Origin of the sequence: Sinorhizobium sp. 7-81 (assembly GCF_030124405.1) — a bacterium.
Taxonomy (GTDB): Bacteria; Pseudomonadota; Alphaproteobacteria; order Rhizobiales; family Rhizobiaceae; genus Sinorhizobium; species Sinorhizobium psoraleae.
Window position 1 is genome coordinate 353092 of record NZ_JASKLT010000003.1, and the last position, 15098, is coordinate 368189.

13 protein-coding genes, 1 tRNA gene and 1 riboswitch are annotated in these 15098 nt (G+C 59.1%); of the genes, 12 read left to right on the forward strand and 2 right to left on the reverse strand.

All coding sequences use genetic code 11. The features are described from left to right. Window positions 1-939 precede the first annotated feature (939 nt). The 11 genes from QN224_RS14305 (at window position 940) to QN224_RS14355 (ending at window position 12090) form a co-directional block, all read left to right on the forward strand. The gene (locus tag QN224_RS14305; protein WP_283977247.1) at window positions 940-1404 is read left to right on the forward strand and encodes a hypothetical protein; all 465 of its coding nucleotides are present in this window, start codon (window positions 940-942) and stop codon (window positions 1402-1404) included. Window position 1405: 1 nt separating this feature from the next. Then, window positions 1406-1876, forward strand: coding sequence for a hypothetical protein (locus QN224_RS14310; RefSeq protein WP_283977248.1), 471 nt, complete (start codon window positions 1406-1408; stop codon window positions 1874-1876). Between the two features lie 77 nt (window positions 1877-1953). Continuing rightward, the gene (locus QN224_RS14315) at window positions 1954-2355 is read left to right on the forward strand and encodes a hypothetical protein (protein WP_283977249.1); all 402 of its coding nucleotides are present in this window, start codon (window positions 1954-1956) and stop codon (window positions 2353-2355) included. A gap of 679 nt (window positions 2356-3034) precedes the next feature. Continuing rightward, window positions 3035-3196: a hypothetical protein gene (locus tag QN224_RS14320; RefSeq protein ID WP_283977250.1), complete on the forward strand. Its 162-nt coding sequence runs from the start codon at window positions 3035-3037 to the stop codon at window positions 3194-3196. A 50-nt stretch (window positions 3197-3246) separates the two neighbouring features. Further along, window positions 3247-3912, forward strand: coding sequence for a hypothetical protein (locus QN224_RS14325; protein ID WP_283977251.1), 666 nt, complete (start codon window positions 3247-3249; stop codon window positions 3910-3912). Further along, a complete protein-coding gene (locus tag QN224_RS14330; RefSeq protein WP_283977252.1) occupies window positions 3893-6082 on the forward strand; it encodes a Mu transposase C-terminal domain-containing protein in 2190 nt (729 codons plus the stop codon). Before QN224_RS14325 ends, QN224_RS14330 begins: the two co-directional genes overlap by 20 nt. An 11-nt stretch (window positions 6083-6093) precedes the next feature. Further along, a complete protein-coding gene (locus tag QN224_RS14335; RefSeq protein WP_283977253.1) occupies window positions 6094-7161 on the forward strand; it encodes an ATP-binding protein in 1068 nt (355 codons plus the stop codon). Then, window positions 7161-8999 carry a TniQ family protein gene (locus QN224_RS14340; RefSeq protein ID WP_283977254.1) on the forward strand — a complete coding sequence of 613 codons (1839 nt, stop codon included), beginning with the start codon at window positions 7161-7163 and terminating at the stop codon, window positions 8997-8999. The genes QN224_RS14335 and QN224_RS14340 overlap by 1 nt, the downstream gene beginning before the upstream one ends. Before the next feature lie 86 nt (window positions 9000-9085). Then, window positions 9086-9805: a hypothetical protein gene (locus QN224_RS14345; protein ID WP_283977255.1), complete on the forward strand. Its 720-nt coding sequence runs from the start codon at window positions 9086-9088 to the stop codon at window positions 9803-9805. 442 nt (window positions 9806-10247) lie between these two features. Beyond that, a tRNA-Ala gene (locus tag QN224_RS14350) sits at window positions 10248-10323 on the forward strand. A 1389-nt stretch (window positions 10324-11712) separates the two neighbouring features. Beyond that, on the forward strand, window positions 11713-12090 hold the full coding sequence (locus QN224_RS14355) for a hypothetical protein (protein WP_283977256.1): 378 nt from the start codon (window positions 11713-11715) through the stop codon (window positions 12088-12090). Between the two features lie 15 nt (window positions 12091-12105). Here QN224_RS14355 and QN224_RS14360 read toward each other — a convergent pair whose 3' ends face one another. After that, the gene (locus tag QN224_RS14360) at window positions 12106-13074 is read right to left on the reverse strand and encodes a DUF1775 domain-containing protein (RefSeq protein WP_283977257.1); all 969 of its coding nucleotides are present in this window, start codon (window positions 13072-13074) and stop codon (window positions 12106-12108) included. A gap of 85 nt (window positions 13075-13159) precedes the next feature. After that, entirely contained in the window at window positions 13160-13567 is a 408-nt protein-coding gene (locus QN224_RS14365) for a hypothetical protein (protein WP_283977258.1), read from the reverse strand. A gap of 161 nt (window positions 13568-13728) precedes the next feature. Further along, a riboswitch (glycine riboswitch) is annotated at window positions 13729-13816 on the forward strand. A gap of 141 nt (window positions 13817-13957) precedes the next feature. Here QN224_RS14365 and gcvT point away from each other — a divergent pair. After that, window positions 13958-15097, forward strand: coding sequence for a glycine cleavage system aminomethyltransferase GcvT (gcvT, locus tag QN224_RS14370; RefSeq protein ID WP_283977259.1), 1140 nt, complete (start codon window positions 13958-13960; stop codon window positions 15095-15097). The last annotated feature ends 1 nt before the right edge of the window (window position 15098 follow it).

Below are 15098 nucleotides of genomic sequence, written 5' to 3' on the forward strand. Positions count from 1 at the left end.
GCAGCAAATGGTCCGGAGCGAAGAGGGATGCAACAGCGCTGAGGCTGTGCGCAGCAACGACGTGATCGACTGCGTCCAACCCCGCCCCGATTTGCGTCGTGGTAACAGATAGAGGGGTCGCGTTCTAGTTGAATTTTGTTGAAGCCGCTAAAGAAGTTACTCGTCGGCACTCTACAGCAACTGCGAAACAGTCGCTGCGCACGCGTGTGGGGTCTTGCTGAAAAAACGTGGCGATCTAATGCCGGCCGCTCGATATCGAAAATACGGCTCAGGGCCAGGAACTCGCTTGAGGGTGGGCAGTTGCTTGCCACGCGCTCAATGCCAGTACGACCCGTATGTTGCCACAAAGTCACACTCGGAGTTCGAGCACCATACGAGCGGACCGCACCAACTGCCGGATGCTGCAGAAGAAACGTCCGATGATTACCATTTTAATAAATGTCGCATGATAAAACAAAATGATACGACAGACACCTAATGTGAAATGTTACGCTTGAAGGGCCCGGCTGGATGTGTATGTTGGGGCCACTTCGGAGACGTGCCACGGGCTTAGGTTGGTAGCCGCGCGGAAATCCACTAACTCCCAAGATGAGCGCGCGGCCCAGACAACAACCTGTCCCCGCAGAATGCTGAAGGCTGGTAACTTCAGCGGCATGCTGCCTGGTGAGGGTCAAACCAGGGAGAGTTTTGTCTCTGCAACGCTCGCAAAGGTGACCCCATGTACTATCCCTCCTCCTAACGATCCCTTTCGAGCATTCGGTCGCTCGGCTGTCGCAGCCGTATTCTCCGAAAGCACGCAATTCCATGCGTGAAAGGACGAATGCGCGCTCGGCATCCGAGTTGACCTCTCCTCGACTTTGAACTGCAAAACGGGCCCGCATCCGGCGTTTCCGAATGACGTGTCGCGCCCACCGGTTGCCCGCTCTGAAAGGAACTGACATGACTGACGCTTCTTCGACCATCTCTCAAATCGCCGATTTCCTCGACGATGCAAATCGCGAACGCCTTCTCGAAATCCTCGGCACAGCTGACCAGGCCGCCGAAGATTTCATGGTCTCCGTCCGCGAGATGGCCAGCTCCTCCCGCGTGTTCGCGAAACCGTGTCTCGAACTTTGCTCGTCACGGTTCATCCTCGACGAATACCACGAGCTGTATGAGCGCCCTCCATCGAACGCGTTTCGCAAGCTGGTGGTGATGGAAGGTTTCGAGGACATGGCCGCGCGCGAAATCGCCGGGCTGATCCTCGCCGATGAGCCGACGGCATTTACCGCTTTGCTGCACGTCGCACTTGCGACGCGCGCCATTGCCGATCTCGGCGGCGACAACGGACGCCTGGTCGTTTTCTACGAGAAGGCCGGGGACTTCCTTCGTGGTCTTCGTAATCTCTACCGTTCGGAGCAGTAAGGTGAACAGCCCCTACCAGCTTCTCAGCACAGCGATCCTCGACCTGGAATCCAATCCGGAGGTGCAAGCCGTTCTCGCCTTCGCGAAAGAGGTCGTCGATCGTTTCTATGGCGATCTGCGTAACGCGGCTTCGAACGGCGAAAAGTACAAGTTCGGGTTTCTCCTTATGTCGTTCGACAAGGTGACCTTCGGCGACCCTCCATTGGCGAGCGAAGAGCATTGCGCTGCCACGTCGACGGGAAAGGTCGGCCGGTTCATGTGCTTTCCGGATGACGTGACCGCAAAGGAGGTACTGCGTGTCTTCACCGCCGAGCAGATGGACATCCAGACCTTCCTGTTCATGACGCTCGTCAGCCTGCGCCAGATCGAAGTCGAAGGTCCATCTCACATGGCCAACTTCCTGCTCGAGGACTCGTACAATCGTCTGAAGGGGTTTCTTGCGCGCGGGCTTCACGCCCGGCAGGCGGCCTAACCATTCAATCAGTAACTTTCTGGCCTGCCCCTTTAGCGTTGGCTTAGCATGGCCAGTCCCTATCATGGAAAACTACAGTGACAACATCCGCCACGTCTTCGCGCCGCTACCACGTCCAGCCGCTCCTGGTGACAGACCTCGCCAGCCAGTGTGCTGCACATTTTCTGAACTGGTTCTCTCGGAAGCCCCTTCCCGTCATCGCCAAGGTTGTCAAGATCGGCGTGCACGGCAGCGGTGGCTGGGTCGATCAGGTTGATGCCTGGTTCGAGCTTTGCGAAGCCGATCTCCGTATTGCAGTTGGCGGCGGCCAGTGCTGGAACACCGACGTACTCGGGCCTTGGGTCTATGAAGACCTGGCCGTAGCAGATGTGACGCGCGCGCTCGTCCGGCACGTTGGCAAATGGAATGCGGCATCCGTCTCCCATTATGGCCGCTTGGCCGAAGGTGCAAACACCGTAGCCGACGATCCTCCGAGCTGAGCACGCAGTCGAAATTAACCATGTCGCGCCTTTCCCGTGTCGCCAGCGATATTACTGTAGCATTAACGAACAATGTTAAGTATACATCGCAACGTTGAACTGTTTAAGGCGCTGGCATCGTGGCAAACCTCGATCGTACGAAGATAGAAAATCGGACCATAGACCGATAATATCAAAGTCAGCAACTTTTGACTTATTCGTAATTCGCCTTTGACTGAAGATTCCACGCACTCCAACTGGCGTGAAAAAAAGAAGGTTCAACATGACTTCGACCGTATCTTTCAACCTTGCAAAGATCGCTCCGGCGAATTCAGCAACGAGCCCGTCGAAGACTATGCGCGTTTCACTCAACGCCTCTCGCTCCAATAGCGCACTCCGCGCCCTCAACCTCCCCAGCCTCATACGCCATTAAGGCGTGGTCGCAGGTCCCCTTCCGGCGGACTTACGACTTTCAGACGGCATCGCTCTTCGAGTGAGATAGCGAACCTGCGCGGTTTGATGATCTCACCAGCTGAGCGCCGTCGCCCAGGGTTCGGTTAGCGGGCATCGTTCCGCAACTGACTTCCCGTTTCCGTGTCCACCGCATGGAGGACGCGGGGAAGGATTCTGCCGGGTCCATTGCAGCCCGCGACGCACTTGCGCCGCGGGGCCGACGAAACTCGCCCAAAGGGGGGCTGAAATGAGCAAGGCAAAGCTGGTGAACGAACTCGTGAAAATGATGCGCGCGGGCATCGAGCCTCGGTTCGCCGCAGTTGAGACGATCCCAAACTCGCGTCCCGACAAGAACGCGGTTGGCGTCTTCTACACCTCGGACGGGGGCTGCCGAATAGCAAAGACCTGACCGCCTGCCCGAACGAACGCCTGACATCCGGATGGAAAGGAGCCGACCGCATGGAACACCCGGTCAAAATGGCCCACAAGAATTCGAAGCGGGGTACCCGCGGAACGATCATCTCGAAGATCGAGCAGATCGATCTCCAGTTTTGGAGTGAACTGGAGCAGCACGCCGCCGGCATTCTCCTGGCCGACCCGACCATCCGCGAGCTTCGTTGCCAGTTCCCGACCATTGAGTGGGCAGATGACGACGGCGAGGTCCACGAGCACCGCTTCGATTATTTTGCGGTCTACCACGACGGAACCCAGCGCGCGTTCAACGTAAAATACGTAAAGGACAAGGCCGAGGTAGACGCGGTTTTCGACGCGCTGAAAGACGTGGACCTCGGCTTCGAGATGATCTGGGTCAACGAGACCAAGGCGACGCTGGGATGCTTCCAGAACGCGATGAGCATCCTGACGGCCCGCGAAAACTATAACGCCGCGGACAATCTCGACGCCCTCCTGTCGTTGGAGGGCATCCACGGTGCCGTCTACTTCCACAGCCTTTTCAAGGGAGCGCGCAACCTCGCCGATCGTCGTGAGGCCCTCCTGAACCTAGTCGATCGCGGCGTCATCGTCATCGCGAACGAATTCGAACGCCTTGCTGACTACAGCAAGGTTCAAATCAACCGTCCCCTTCTCGCACAGGAGCTCAAGAGCTATGTCCAATCTGTCGCCTAAGCCGTTCAGCTACATGCCGATCCAGGTTACCGTCGTCGACCGCGTCACGATCGGCAGCCAGTACTATCGCCTGTCCCGCCACTATGGCGGCCAGGTGATCCTCGAAACGATCGAGGAGATGCCGCGCTTCGAATCCTTCTCGGAGCTCGAATTCTACGAGAAGCACGTGCGCGGTGAGATCAAAATCGAGGAAGGGCATTTCTCGAAGAATCCCAAGAAGCGCGAGGTGCATCCCGGCTGGCTGTTCACGGACTATACGACGAAGAAGCAGGCGAAGGCGCTCTTCTACGAGCAGCTCATCGAGGCGTATGACAATCTTGCGGCTAAAGAGGGCGGCCTCAAGCGCACGGTTGACGAGCTTGGCCCGCGGATGGCGAGCCTCACGCTCGCAGCTCTCAACATTGTCGGCAAAATGCAGAATGGTGGCGGCCTCGTTCAGCTGCGGCGTCCTCCATCCGTCGGGCACTTCAACAAGATGTACCGCATCTTCAAGGAGTCCGGTGGAAAAACAATCTCGCTGGTCTCGAAGGACGAAGGCCCCAAGCGCACCTATCGTGTCGACCCGGAAAGCCTTGCGGTCTGGGAGGAGTACGCTGAAGGCTATGCGAAGCCGAACCGCCCGACCGTGAAGAAGCAGCATGTTCTCCTGCTTGCGGCCATCGACGGCATCAACAAGGCGCGCACGAAAGATAAGCACCGCCTGCTGACTCCGTCGTACAAGGTCTTCGCCAAGATCATCAAGGGGCTCGGGGCTTACCACATCCATCACGGGCGCTACGGCAAGGCGTCGGCCGACAAGAAGTTCGGATTCACGCGCGGCGGCTTCGGCTTCTTCCGCCCGGGCGAACGCGTGGACATCGACGAAAAGCGCATGGACCTCATGGCGCTCTTCAAGTACGCCGACATGTGGGAAAAGCTCACCGACGACGAGAAGAACGACGCCAAGCGCATCCGCCTGTGGGTCGTCGTGGCGATCGACATCGCCACCCGCTATATCCTTGGAATGCGCTTCTGCACCAAGCCGAACTCGAAGACCACCCTCGAGGTCATCCGCATGGTGATGGAGGACAAGTCCGAGATTTCGGCCTTCGTCGGCGCGCAGTCGCAGTGGATCGGCTTCTGCCGCCCCGATCGCTTCTATACCGACAGCGGCTCCGCACTGGTAAACGAAGAAGTAGCTCCCAAGATCGCCGAGTGTGAGATCGGGCATGCTCGCCCCACCGCTGGGACGCCGCAGGCGCGTGGTCACGTGGAGTCCAGCTTCCGCGGGCATCAGCGCATCGTGAGCTTCTATCAGGGGCGTACCTTCAAGGACGTCGTGGAGAAGGGCGATGCCGACCCGGTCAAGGAAGCGTCGGTTCCGATCGACCGCATCGAGCGCGAGTATCTCCGCGCGATCCTCGACATCTATCACAACACGCCGCACGAGGGCCTCGGTGGCGAGACTCCGCACAATGCCTGGGTTCGCCAGACCCAGCTTTACAAGATGCGCCCGATGATCGAACCCGACGTCAAGCGCCACATCTTCGGCATGGACGAGGTCCGCACCCTTGGGCCTGAGGGCCTTCGCTTCCTTGGCATCAACTATCACTCCCCGGTGCTTGCGAAATGGCACTTGCAGGATGGTAGCGTCGAGGTGCCGATCCGCGTGGACGTGGGCAACATCCGCTCGATCTCGTTCAAGAAGGACGGCCACTGGTACATTGCCGACAACCAGATCGGTCTGCCGGACGAGATCAGCCTCCCCGAGTGGATGGCCATGTGGGAGCGCGTAACCCGCGAGTATGCCAAGAGCACTGCGGTCACGCTCGACATCTTCTACGCAGCCCTTCGCGATCTCCGCGAAAGCGGCGAGGCCGCCGCACTGCGCAACCCGTTGGGCCTTCGCCGTGTCACGATGGAAAACGTCCGCTCCTACGAACGCGCGCTTCTCCACAAGGCTGGCTTCACGGTACAGGCCGCTCTGGCGACCCCAGCGTCGCTGCCGGCTCCCGTCGGCCGTCGCAGCGCATTCCTGAGCGCCAACGCGCCTGGTTACAACGACATCGTGACCGATGACGAGGCACTCGAACTTGCGGAAAAGGTCGCCCGCGGCGAGCCCGCGAAAACTAAGACTTCTCGCAAGAACGCCAACAACCCGGTCGGCACTGCCGACGACATCGAGCTCTGAGGAGACCACCCATGAACGATATCCTCACCGACCGCCAGCAGGCCCAACTCCGCATCGCGTCCCACATGGACCCGAGCGAACTCGAAGCCGTCGAGCGCATCAAGGCAATGAACGCCTACCACGTCGGCTCCGTTCGCGACGCCGAGCTCCGAAAGCTCTACAAGCGTCTGTTCCGTAACACCCAGACGGAGACGGCCAAGCTCGCCGGGATCGTCGTCACGGGGAACTCGGGCTCGGGCAAGACCCACCTGATCCGGAGCATGGAGACCCATCCCGCCTTCCAGCGCTTCCGCATGCCCGGAAAGGACCACGACAATCTGCCTTATGTCAGCATCGACGCGCCGCCCAAGTCCGCCCCGAACTACCTTCTCGCAGAGATCGTGAAGGCCTGCGGCTTCCCGGTTTCAAAGCCTGGTAATCTGCCCGAGATGCGTGACCTCGCCATGAAATGGTTCGCGTTGCGGGGCGTCATGTTCCTGCATATCGACGAATTCCAGCACGCCATGCGCTCGAATACGGAAACGCAGATCAAGGAAATCCAGGACGCCATGAAAATGCTGATTCAGATTAGCGCCGACTGGCCCGTCCAGTTGATCCTTTCTGGCACCCCAGTGATCGCAGGCTTCAGGACCACGAGCCCCGAACTTGAAGGCCGCACCCTCCCCTTCGACCTCGAAAGCCTCGATCCCACCACCGATGGCGCGGTTATCGAGAAGGTCGTTAACGGCATCATCACCAAGCACGCGCAGCTCGACGTGGCTGATCTGGACGACAAGGAGTTCGTCATGCGGCTTTCCAAGGCCGCGAACCATCAGTTCGGCAATGTCATCCAGACCATCCGCCTCGCGTGCGAGGAAGTAATCCTTGAAGGGAGGACCGAGGTTGGCCTCGAAGACTTCGTGAAGGTCTACAGCATGCTCGTCGGAAGCCGCAACATGGAGCGCAACCTCTTCTCGTCGAGTGCCTGGCGCGACGTCCAGCTGCCGGCGCGTATCACAAATGGGAAAGCGTTCACCGCTCTCAAAAAGAGGCGTGAGAAGACCTTCGCGGTCCGCGGCAAAAAATTGGTGCAGAGCTGATGACGGAAAAGTTCGAAATCGTTCCCCCTTTTCGCGAATACGAGACCCGCGACAGCTTCGTTTCGAGGCTCGCGGCCCTTAACCAGATGGTTTCCGTGGTTGACATGGCTCGCCTGCTTGGCGAGTCGAACGAGAGGAACAATATTGAACCGCGCTTTCTTCGCTTCGCCGCGATGGCTGGGATCGATCCCTCTCGTTTCGATCGCCACTCACCAAAACCTGGCTACGGCTACGCGATGCTGGGAGATCATAAGGTTCATACCACCCAGGTGTGCAAGCTCCAGGCGAGATTTTGCCCCCAGTGCGTTGTAGAGGACGTTGAAAAAGGCAGCGGACCGATTGGTGCCCGCACTTTTCAAAGGTTCTGGTGGCTCTGGACTGTAATCGAGAAATGCCCAGATCACGGTTGTGACATGGCTGTAGCCGATGGCGGCAAGCGGAGCTTCGCGCCCGACCTCTGTTCGTTCGTATCGCAGAATTTTCCAAGGATTCTCGCCACCGCGGCCGCGGCACAAGCTCCGCGCGCTCATCCTTTGGATGTCTATCTCCGTGGACGCCTTACTGGAAAAAACGAACCACTGGAGATGCTCGATGATCTCCCGCTCGCCTACCTTATTCGCCTTTGTGAAGCCGTGGGCCGCGATGCAAGCACGAATGCTGACGGGGGCCAAAAACTCGCGCCGGCACATATGCGCGCCGGGTTCGAGCTGCTAGCGCGTGGTCGGGCGCACTTTCTGGAGCATCTCGAACGCCACGCGAGAAAATTCGACAAAGGAAGAGGCCTCACTCGAAATGCAAAATACGGCCGAATCTACTCATTGATGACTAGAGAACTTGCCGATCCTGTGTGGGCACCGATCCGCGAATTGCTATGGCTTGACGCTTGTAACACCCTACCGATGGCTCCAGGCGAAGAGTTTCTCGGCTATAGGCTGGAGAAGCGCCTGATTCACTCACTGCATACAGCCAGTCAACAGTATGGCGTGCACCCTAAGACAGTCATGAAGATGCTGAATAGTGACATCCTTCCTCGAGAAGCCGTTCATCGCTCGTCTTACCACTCGACAGTCTTTCCTGCGGACGCAATTCACGAGCTTCTCAACCAGGTTCAATCTTCGATTTCAACTTCACAGGTGCGGGAGAGATTGGGGCTAACACACCAGGCGATCACGGCGTTCCGGCGCGCAGGTTATCTTTCGACGGTGGATGCCGGGTCAGCGTTCGGCGAAAGCCGCCCACGTTACGTGACCAAGGATGTGGACGGAATCGTAGAGAACCTTCAGGCGTGCCGTGTGGGTCGCATCCGCGGCGCATTCCGTCCGTTCCTCACCGTTTTCAAGTGGGGACGAATGAGAACTACCGACGCGTATCGGCTGATGCTGGAAGGCAAAATCGCCTCGGTACGAAAGGCCGGCGAACCACGCTTCGACAAACTGTACATTGATTACTGGGATGTTCTGAGGGAGCTATCCTCCAACAGCGTGGACGGCGTTTCTCTCAAAGAGACCAGCAAAATTCTGCACGTGAGCATTCTGAACGTGCGCAGTCTGATTGAGTACGGTTTTCTTGTACCCGGGGAGCGAATTCGGAAGTTTGGCTTCAACTCCGTTGCGTACTTGAAAAAGGAGGACGTCCTAGAGTTTAAAAAGAAATTTGGTGGGATGACCAGCATCGCCAATGACCTGGGAGTTGCGGTCGCACTCGTGTCTCGCGTCATCAAAGCCGCAAAAATCGAACCGCTTTATCGTGCGACCCGGGTACAAGGTAAAAGGACCGAATCTCGGATGTTCGATAGACAGAAGGTTGTGGATGCTGTCACGGCCTTCAAAGCCGGATAGCCGCCTCTGGTAAACTGACATCGCTCTGATGCGTTTGTCACTTGCGCCCGGAACTTTGATCCTTCTCCAAATTAACGGAGCAGGACATGACAACCAAACACCCACACCCCGTTCTGTACCCGCAGTTGGTCGCACTCGGAAAAGACAGATCGGCGTCACTCCTCGGCCTGGAGAAGGCCCGCAAGAAAGTCGCCCTACACGCCGAGTTTCGTCCACTTGAGGGCGACAGGCTCGGATTCGACGGCCGCATGGATTATGCAGCGACGGTCTCACATATCTGGGAAAGCTTCGTATCGAGTGGCGGCAAGATGCATGCCATGGCGGACAAGCTTCCAAACGTTGACGGGCTTCGGGAGATCGTAATCTCCGAAATGTCCGGCCTCCGACTCCCCGATGCGTTCTACGCGCACTACGGTGAAGAAGTCGGTCTTAATCTCGACGGCCATTCGAACATTTTCGTCGACGGCGTTTACTTCGTTCACACGACCGTTCTGGGCGATCCCATGTATCTGTACATGGTAGCGTGCGGAAACCGCGACGCGGCTATCGAGAACATGTCCCTCGGGCAACTGACAATCGAGAAGACGAGGGTCGCGATAGGGACAGTGGAACCCACGCAGCAGTTCAGCGACACCTTCGACGACCTCATTGGCGATCCGGAAGTTTGCGATGCCGTGAGGCAAACGGCACTCAAGGACATCATCGCGCTGTCGTTGGCATTCATTTCCGATCCAGACGCGGCCTTGGACCTCACAAAAGAGGTACACCTGTCGCCGCCGACCGCAGCAATGGGGTTAAGGAACTAGGTCAGAGGTCCGCTCGAACCCGGCCGCGATAGACCGTGGAATAGTGCCAATCATCCAGACGCGATTCTAAAGGTAAACTGGACGCACTGAGGCGTCCAAAAACGGGCAAAAAGGGCCTCCTGGGCGCAAATCAAAGGTCACGGAGCAACCACCTCAATCAAGTCGCCAAGGCAAAAACGATCCCTTCCGGGCGCTTCGGCGCCCGGAATGCTTTGCAGAAGAACAACGGGATGTCATCACGGAGAGCGGGCGCGAGGGATACAGCCGCATCCGGAGCTGGTGACCGTCGCCCGGAAATCGATTAAGGCGACGCGGTCATGACCTAATGACCTAGTTCCTGCCACGTCCAGAACACGGTCATCCGTTTAGATTTAATGCCTTGACGTGCGGTCACGAAGACACTGGCGCGTCCCGCCGAATTCTCTTATACACTTGAACTGCTGGGGTCGTAGCTCAGTTGGGAGAGCGCCGCAATCGCACTGCGGAGGTCGAGGGTTCGACTCCCTTCGGCTCCACCAAAGCTTTCATTGTTCGACCCGGAGACATAGGCCACAGTTGTCCCTGAGACATGGGTGACAATCTCCTGCCAAGGCGCGCGACCGTCTCGGCATCTGGATCAAGGCACCGGCGCAGGGACGGCGCAGGCACGCAGCGCGAAGGACCGAAACTGGGACCTCGGGCAATTGGCCCGGTTGACCGGCCGCGCCGCTGATGACCCTTTTCTTGGAAGAAGAACGCAAGAACGCGCACGCGCAAATCCTGACGCCGGAGTTGCTCGCGATCCGCAATCTCTATTGATCTTATTACGAGGAATATGCGCTGTGAGCGCCCGGACCAGTCGCCGTCAACGGCAGGCGCCTGTTAGAGGACGCCGCTGCAATCACCGCGGCGGGACAATGCCCTGGTAATACTCCCCTTCGCCGCCGACGTGGAGGGTCTTCGAGCACGCCGCGAGAGTCACGACTGCGAGCAACAACAGGATCTTGCGCATAGGCCTCGTACCTTTGCTAACGGATTGACGATCATTGATATTCCGGCCTTGGCGCGGGATCAATTCCCTGCCGGTGACCACGAGCGATTCTTTCACGTGCTCAGCAACCAGCGGAGCCACGACTGGCCGGAGAAGTATCGCTCCGCCGTCTGCAGGCACCCTCTCGTGCGGCAGGAGTGAGCGTGTGCGTCGATTCAATCGACGCAGCAAAGCAGGCAGGAAGACTCGCTCACAAGGCTTCCTGTGCGGCTACTCTACTTTCCCTTGGGTTCGGGAAATATTTCTAGAATGGAGTCGGCGGAACGATTCCCGGATAATAGTCCCCCTCTCCGCGTTCGTACCGGTCGATGGTGGTGAACCTTCCGGTTTGCGAGCACGCGCACAGTACAGAGAGCGCTAGCAATAACACGATCACGCGCATTGACCCTTCGTCCTTTCCTGCTGAGTGACGTCCCCCGATGCTCTTGCATTTGCGCAGGATCTGGCGTCCTTTTTCTTCATTGCGACTGTGATTGTACTATGTTGCTCAACCGAAGGTATAGAAAAAGATTTGCTCGCGAACGAGGCAGCCCATCGCAGCGGGCGACCTGGATGTGGTCGCTTACTTCCCCTCGACCTCGCCGCCTCAGTCTTTGAGCTGCTCTTGCCGCTCGAGGAAGGACAAGACCCAAGAGCTTCGGTGAGACGAAAATCCGGTAGTGCATGAGATCGGGCAGGATCGCCAGCCGGTTCTTCGACATGTTCTCGCGCATGTAGCGTCACGTTTTTCCGCGATCTACGCCGAAAGCCGCAAACGTTAAGATTTGCATAAAATTCCCCCGCCCGATTTCACCGGCTCGCAACCGGAATCTGGCACAGAAGAAGGATTGTTGAGGTCTGAAGGAAGGCGCATTGAGCGCTGACGAGGCGGAACATCTTGACCCAGGTCGTCACCATCTCCGCGACAACCGCGGCCTACGCGGCGGAAGCCGTCAAGCCTTCCGCTCGCATGCGCGGCGACGGCCCGACCGATGAGGTGATCACGTTGCTTTCGGCGCGTCGGCAGGAACAGAGCGCGCCGGAACTGGTTGCGAAGGTGAAAGGCGCCCTGCCTCTCGGCCTGATGCTGATCAGCGCCGGCGACCGACCGCCGCAGCAGACACAGGCCGAAACACTGCGCTGCTATCTCGAATACATGCAGAACGAAGAGCGCGGCGGTAAACGGGGAAGCCGGCAGGACGAGCCCGCCGGCGACGAAAAGGAAAGCGGCGATGAGATCGCCGCGATCCTCGATCAGTTCATTCAGGGCACCTGACGGTCGAGCCGGATCCTATTTGTGCTTGTGGCCGCCCGTGGCGGCGCCGACCGGCAGCACGTACTCGACCTTGCCTGCCTTTTCGAAGGTGAGCGTCACCGGAACAGTATCGCCCTCGGCAAACGGCTTCTTCACCTCCATGAACATCAGGTGCAGGCTGCCGCTCGTGAGCTCGACCGTCGCTCCGGCCGGAATGGCAATCCCGCCCTCGAGCTTGCGCATCTTCATGACCTCGTTTTCCATCGTCATTTCATGCAGCTCGACCCGCCCTGCGGCCGGACTTTCGACAGCGAGGAGCCGGTCGTCGGAGCTGCCGGTGTTCTTGACGACAAGGCCGCCACCGCCGACCTTTGCGCCGGGCAGCATCGCCTTGACGGCGCCGCCGGAGATTTCGAGGTCACCGGCCTCGATCGGACCGCCGGCCATCTGATGCTTGCCATGCCCACCGTGAGCATGTTCTCCGGCTGCGAGCGTCACGGTTATGGTCGGCGCCGGGCTCTTGAGTTCATGAGCGTTCTGACCTTCGGCCGCCACCTGGTCCCAAACCACTTTGCCCTCGGTGCCGCAAAGCTGCGTTGTCGGAAAGGCGAGAACCGTCTCCTTGTCGAAGCCGGACAGTTTGCCTCGTACGATGAAGGTGTCGTAGAACTCGTCGGGCAGATTGCCGCCCTTCCAGCGAATTTCCACCGGTCCGGACGAAACCTTGGTTCCGTGATTGTCATAGGTCTTCTGGTAATCGCCCTTGACGATTTCCAGTTCCCAGCCGGGCTTCGGTTGCGGTTTGGCGAAGACAAAGCCTTCCGGCAGCTTCACTTGCACTTCCGTCGTCGCCTTGCCGTCGCAGCCGTGCGGGACCTGAAGAACAGCCTTGAAGGTCGTTTCGACGGGCGCACTGTCGTTTTCGAAGGTAGCGTGCGCATGCGCGGTGCCTGCGGCGGCAAGCGAGAGGCTGGCGGCAAGCAGGGTGAATCTGGTCTTGGTCATGTCGTAATCTCCAGACCACGCGGCCTCTAGCCTCGGACCTTCGTGGTCAATGCCGCCTCGGCGGTCGAATGAAAAATGGAATGCGTCAGGAGAAGGTTACGACGAATGTTGGGGGTCCGCGTGACGGCGGCAGCAGCCGCAGGGGAGCAAGCGCCACTTCGGCCTTGCCGATCGGCGTCTTGGCAAGCCAGTTGCCGTTTTCGGCGGGCGCGCCTTGTTCGGGCGGCGGCGGCAGCAGCACCGATCCGGCCAGCCTGCAGGCTTCACAAATGGGCGTGATCCCGGACGACTTGTCTTGTCCGGTATCATGATTAATGCCTTCCGTGCCGAAGCAGATATCTGCGAATGTGCCGTCGGGCAGCACATAGTCGGCGGCAACCGCCGGGTTTGGTGCTTTGGAGAGAGCCGGCTTGTGGGCGAAAGACAGGAAAACGAGCGCAAGGGCGGCGAGCACCCGCACCGCAATCCGCCATTTATCCACGCGCCTTGCCATAGTCCCCTCTTGATCGGCTCTTGGTTACCCCCAACCGGGAGGAATTGCAAAGGCCGAATTGCCGCAGGTCGCTATCGGCAATGATGAAGCCACGGCGACAAAAATGTGTTTGGTCGCGACATAGGCTCTTGCCAAAATCCGGGCTTCGCCGTTATCTGGGAACGATCTTGTTGGGAGAAGCCGGTTTAGTCCGGTGCCGAAGGAGCAACCGCCCCGGAAACTCTCAGGCCAAAGGACCAGCAAGGTGCCGGTAGGACTCTGGAGAGAAGCGTTTACGCTCGCCGAAGGGATAACAATCTCAGGCAAAGGGACAGAGGGGGCTCAAAATTGTCGGCGTTCGACGCCGGTAGTGTGAGCCGGCGCGAGATGCGCCAGACCTGGAGGCCGGATTTGGAAGAGATCTCCCATTTGAAGCACACGCCGCTGCACGCGTTGCACCTTTCGCTCGGTGCGCGCATGGTGCCCTTTGCCGGCTACGATATGCCGGTGCAATATCCGGAAGGCGTGCTCAAGGAACACCTGCACACCCGTGCGGCAGCGGGCCTCTTCGATGTGTCGCACATGGGCCAGATCATCGTGCGGCCGAAATCCGGCCGCATCGAGGACGCGGCACTGGCGCTCGAAAAGGTGGTGCCGGTCGATATCCTTGGCCTGGCGGAGGGCCGCCAGCGCTATGGCCTATTCACAAACAATGAAGGCGGCATTCTCGATGATCTGATGATCACCAATCGCGGCGACCATCTCTTTCTCGTTGTCAACGCCGCCTGCAAGGATGCGGATTTCGAATACCTGAAGAAGGGCCTCGGCGATACTTGCGACGTCACAATGCTCGATGATCGCGCGCTTGTGGCACTGCAGGGGCCGCGTGCGGAAGCCGTGCTCTGCGAACTCTGGGCCGATGTTGCCGCCATGCGTTTCATGGACGTGGCGGAAGCCGATCTACACGACGTAGCCTGCATCATCTCCCGCTCCGGCTACACCGGCGAGGACGGTTTTGAAATCTCCATCCCCGTCGACTCGGCCGTCGATGTGACGCAGCGACTGCTCGAACATCCGGACGTCATGCCGATCGGCCTCGGTGCCCGCGATTCGCTTCGCCTCGAGGCGGGCCTTTGTCTTTACGGCAACGACATCGACACCGGCACGACGCCGGTGGAGGCGGCGCTCGAATGGGCGATTCAGAAGAGCCGCCGCGCGGGCGGTGATCGCGCCGGTGGTTTCCCCGGTGCTGAGCGCATCCTCGCTGAGTTCGCCAATGGAGCCAAGCGCCGCCGCGTCGGGTTGAAGCCCGAAGGTCGCGCACCCGTTCGCGGCGGGGCCAAGGTTTTTGCGGATGCCGAGGGCAAGATGGCGGTGGGTACCGTCACCTCCGGCGGCTTCGGCCCCAGCGTCGATGGCCCGATAGCGATGGGTTACGTCGACGCGGCCCACGCCGGCAACGGCAAGAAACTTTTTGCGGAGGTGCGGGGCAAATATCTGCCGCTTGCCGTCGCCGCCCTGCCCTTTGTCAAACAAACCTACAAACGCTGAT

Excerpts from the sequence above, each read along its gene's own strand:
- QN224_RS14305 (WP_283977247.1), top strand. The coding sequence starts at position 940 with ATGACTGACGCTTCTTCGACCATCTCTCAAATCGCCGATTTCCTCGAC.
- QN224_RS14320 (WP_283977250.1), top strand. The coding sequence starts at position 3,035 with ATGAGCAAGGCAAAGCTGGTGAACGAACTCGTGAAAATGATGCGCGCG.
- QN224_RS14325 (WP_283977251.1), top strand. The coding sequence starts at position 3,247 with ATGGAACACCCGGTCAAAATGGCCCACAAGAATTCGAAGCGGGGTACC.
- QN224_RS14330 (WP_283977252.1), top strand. The coding sequence starts at position 3,893 with ATGTCCAATCTGTCGCCTAAGCCGTTCAGCTACATGCCGATCCAGGTT.
- QN224_RS14335 (WP_283977253.1), top strand. The coding sequence starts at position 6,094 with ATGAACGATATCCTCACCGACCGCCAGCAGGCCCAACTCCGCATCGCG.
- QN224_RS14340 (WP_283977254.1), top strand. The coding sequence starts at position 7,161 with ATGACGGAAAAGTTCGAAATCGTTCCCCCTTTTCGCGAATACGAGACC.
- QN224_RS14345 (WP_283977255.1), top strand. The coding sequence starts at position 9,086 with ATGACAACCAAACACCCACACCCCGTTCTGTACCCGCAGTTGGTCGCA.
- QN224_RS14360 (WP_283977257.1), bottom strand. The coding sequence starts at position 13,074 with ATGACCAAGACCAGATTCACCCTGCTTGCCGCCAGCCTCTCGCTTGCC.
- QN224_RS14365 (WP_283977258.1), bottom strand. The coding sequence starts at position 13,567 with ATGGCAAGGCGCGTGGATAAATGGCGGATTGCGGTGCGGGTGCTCGCC.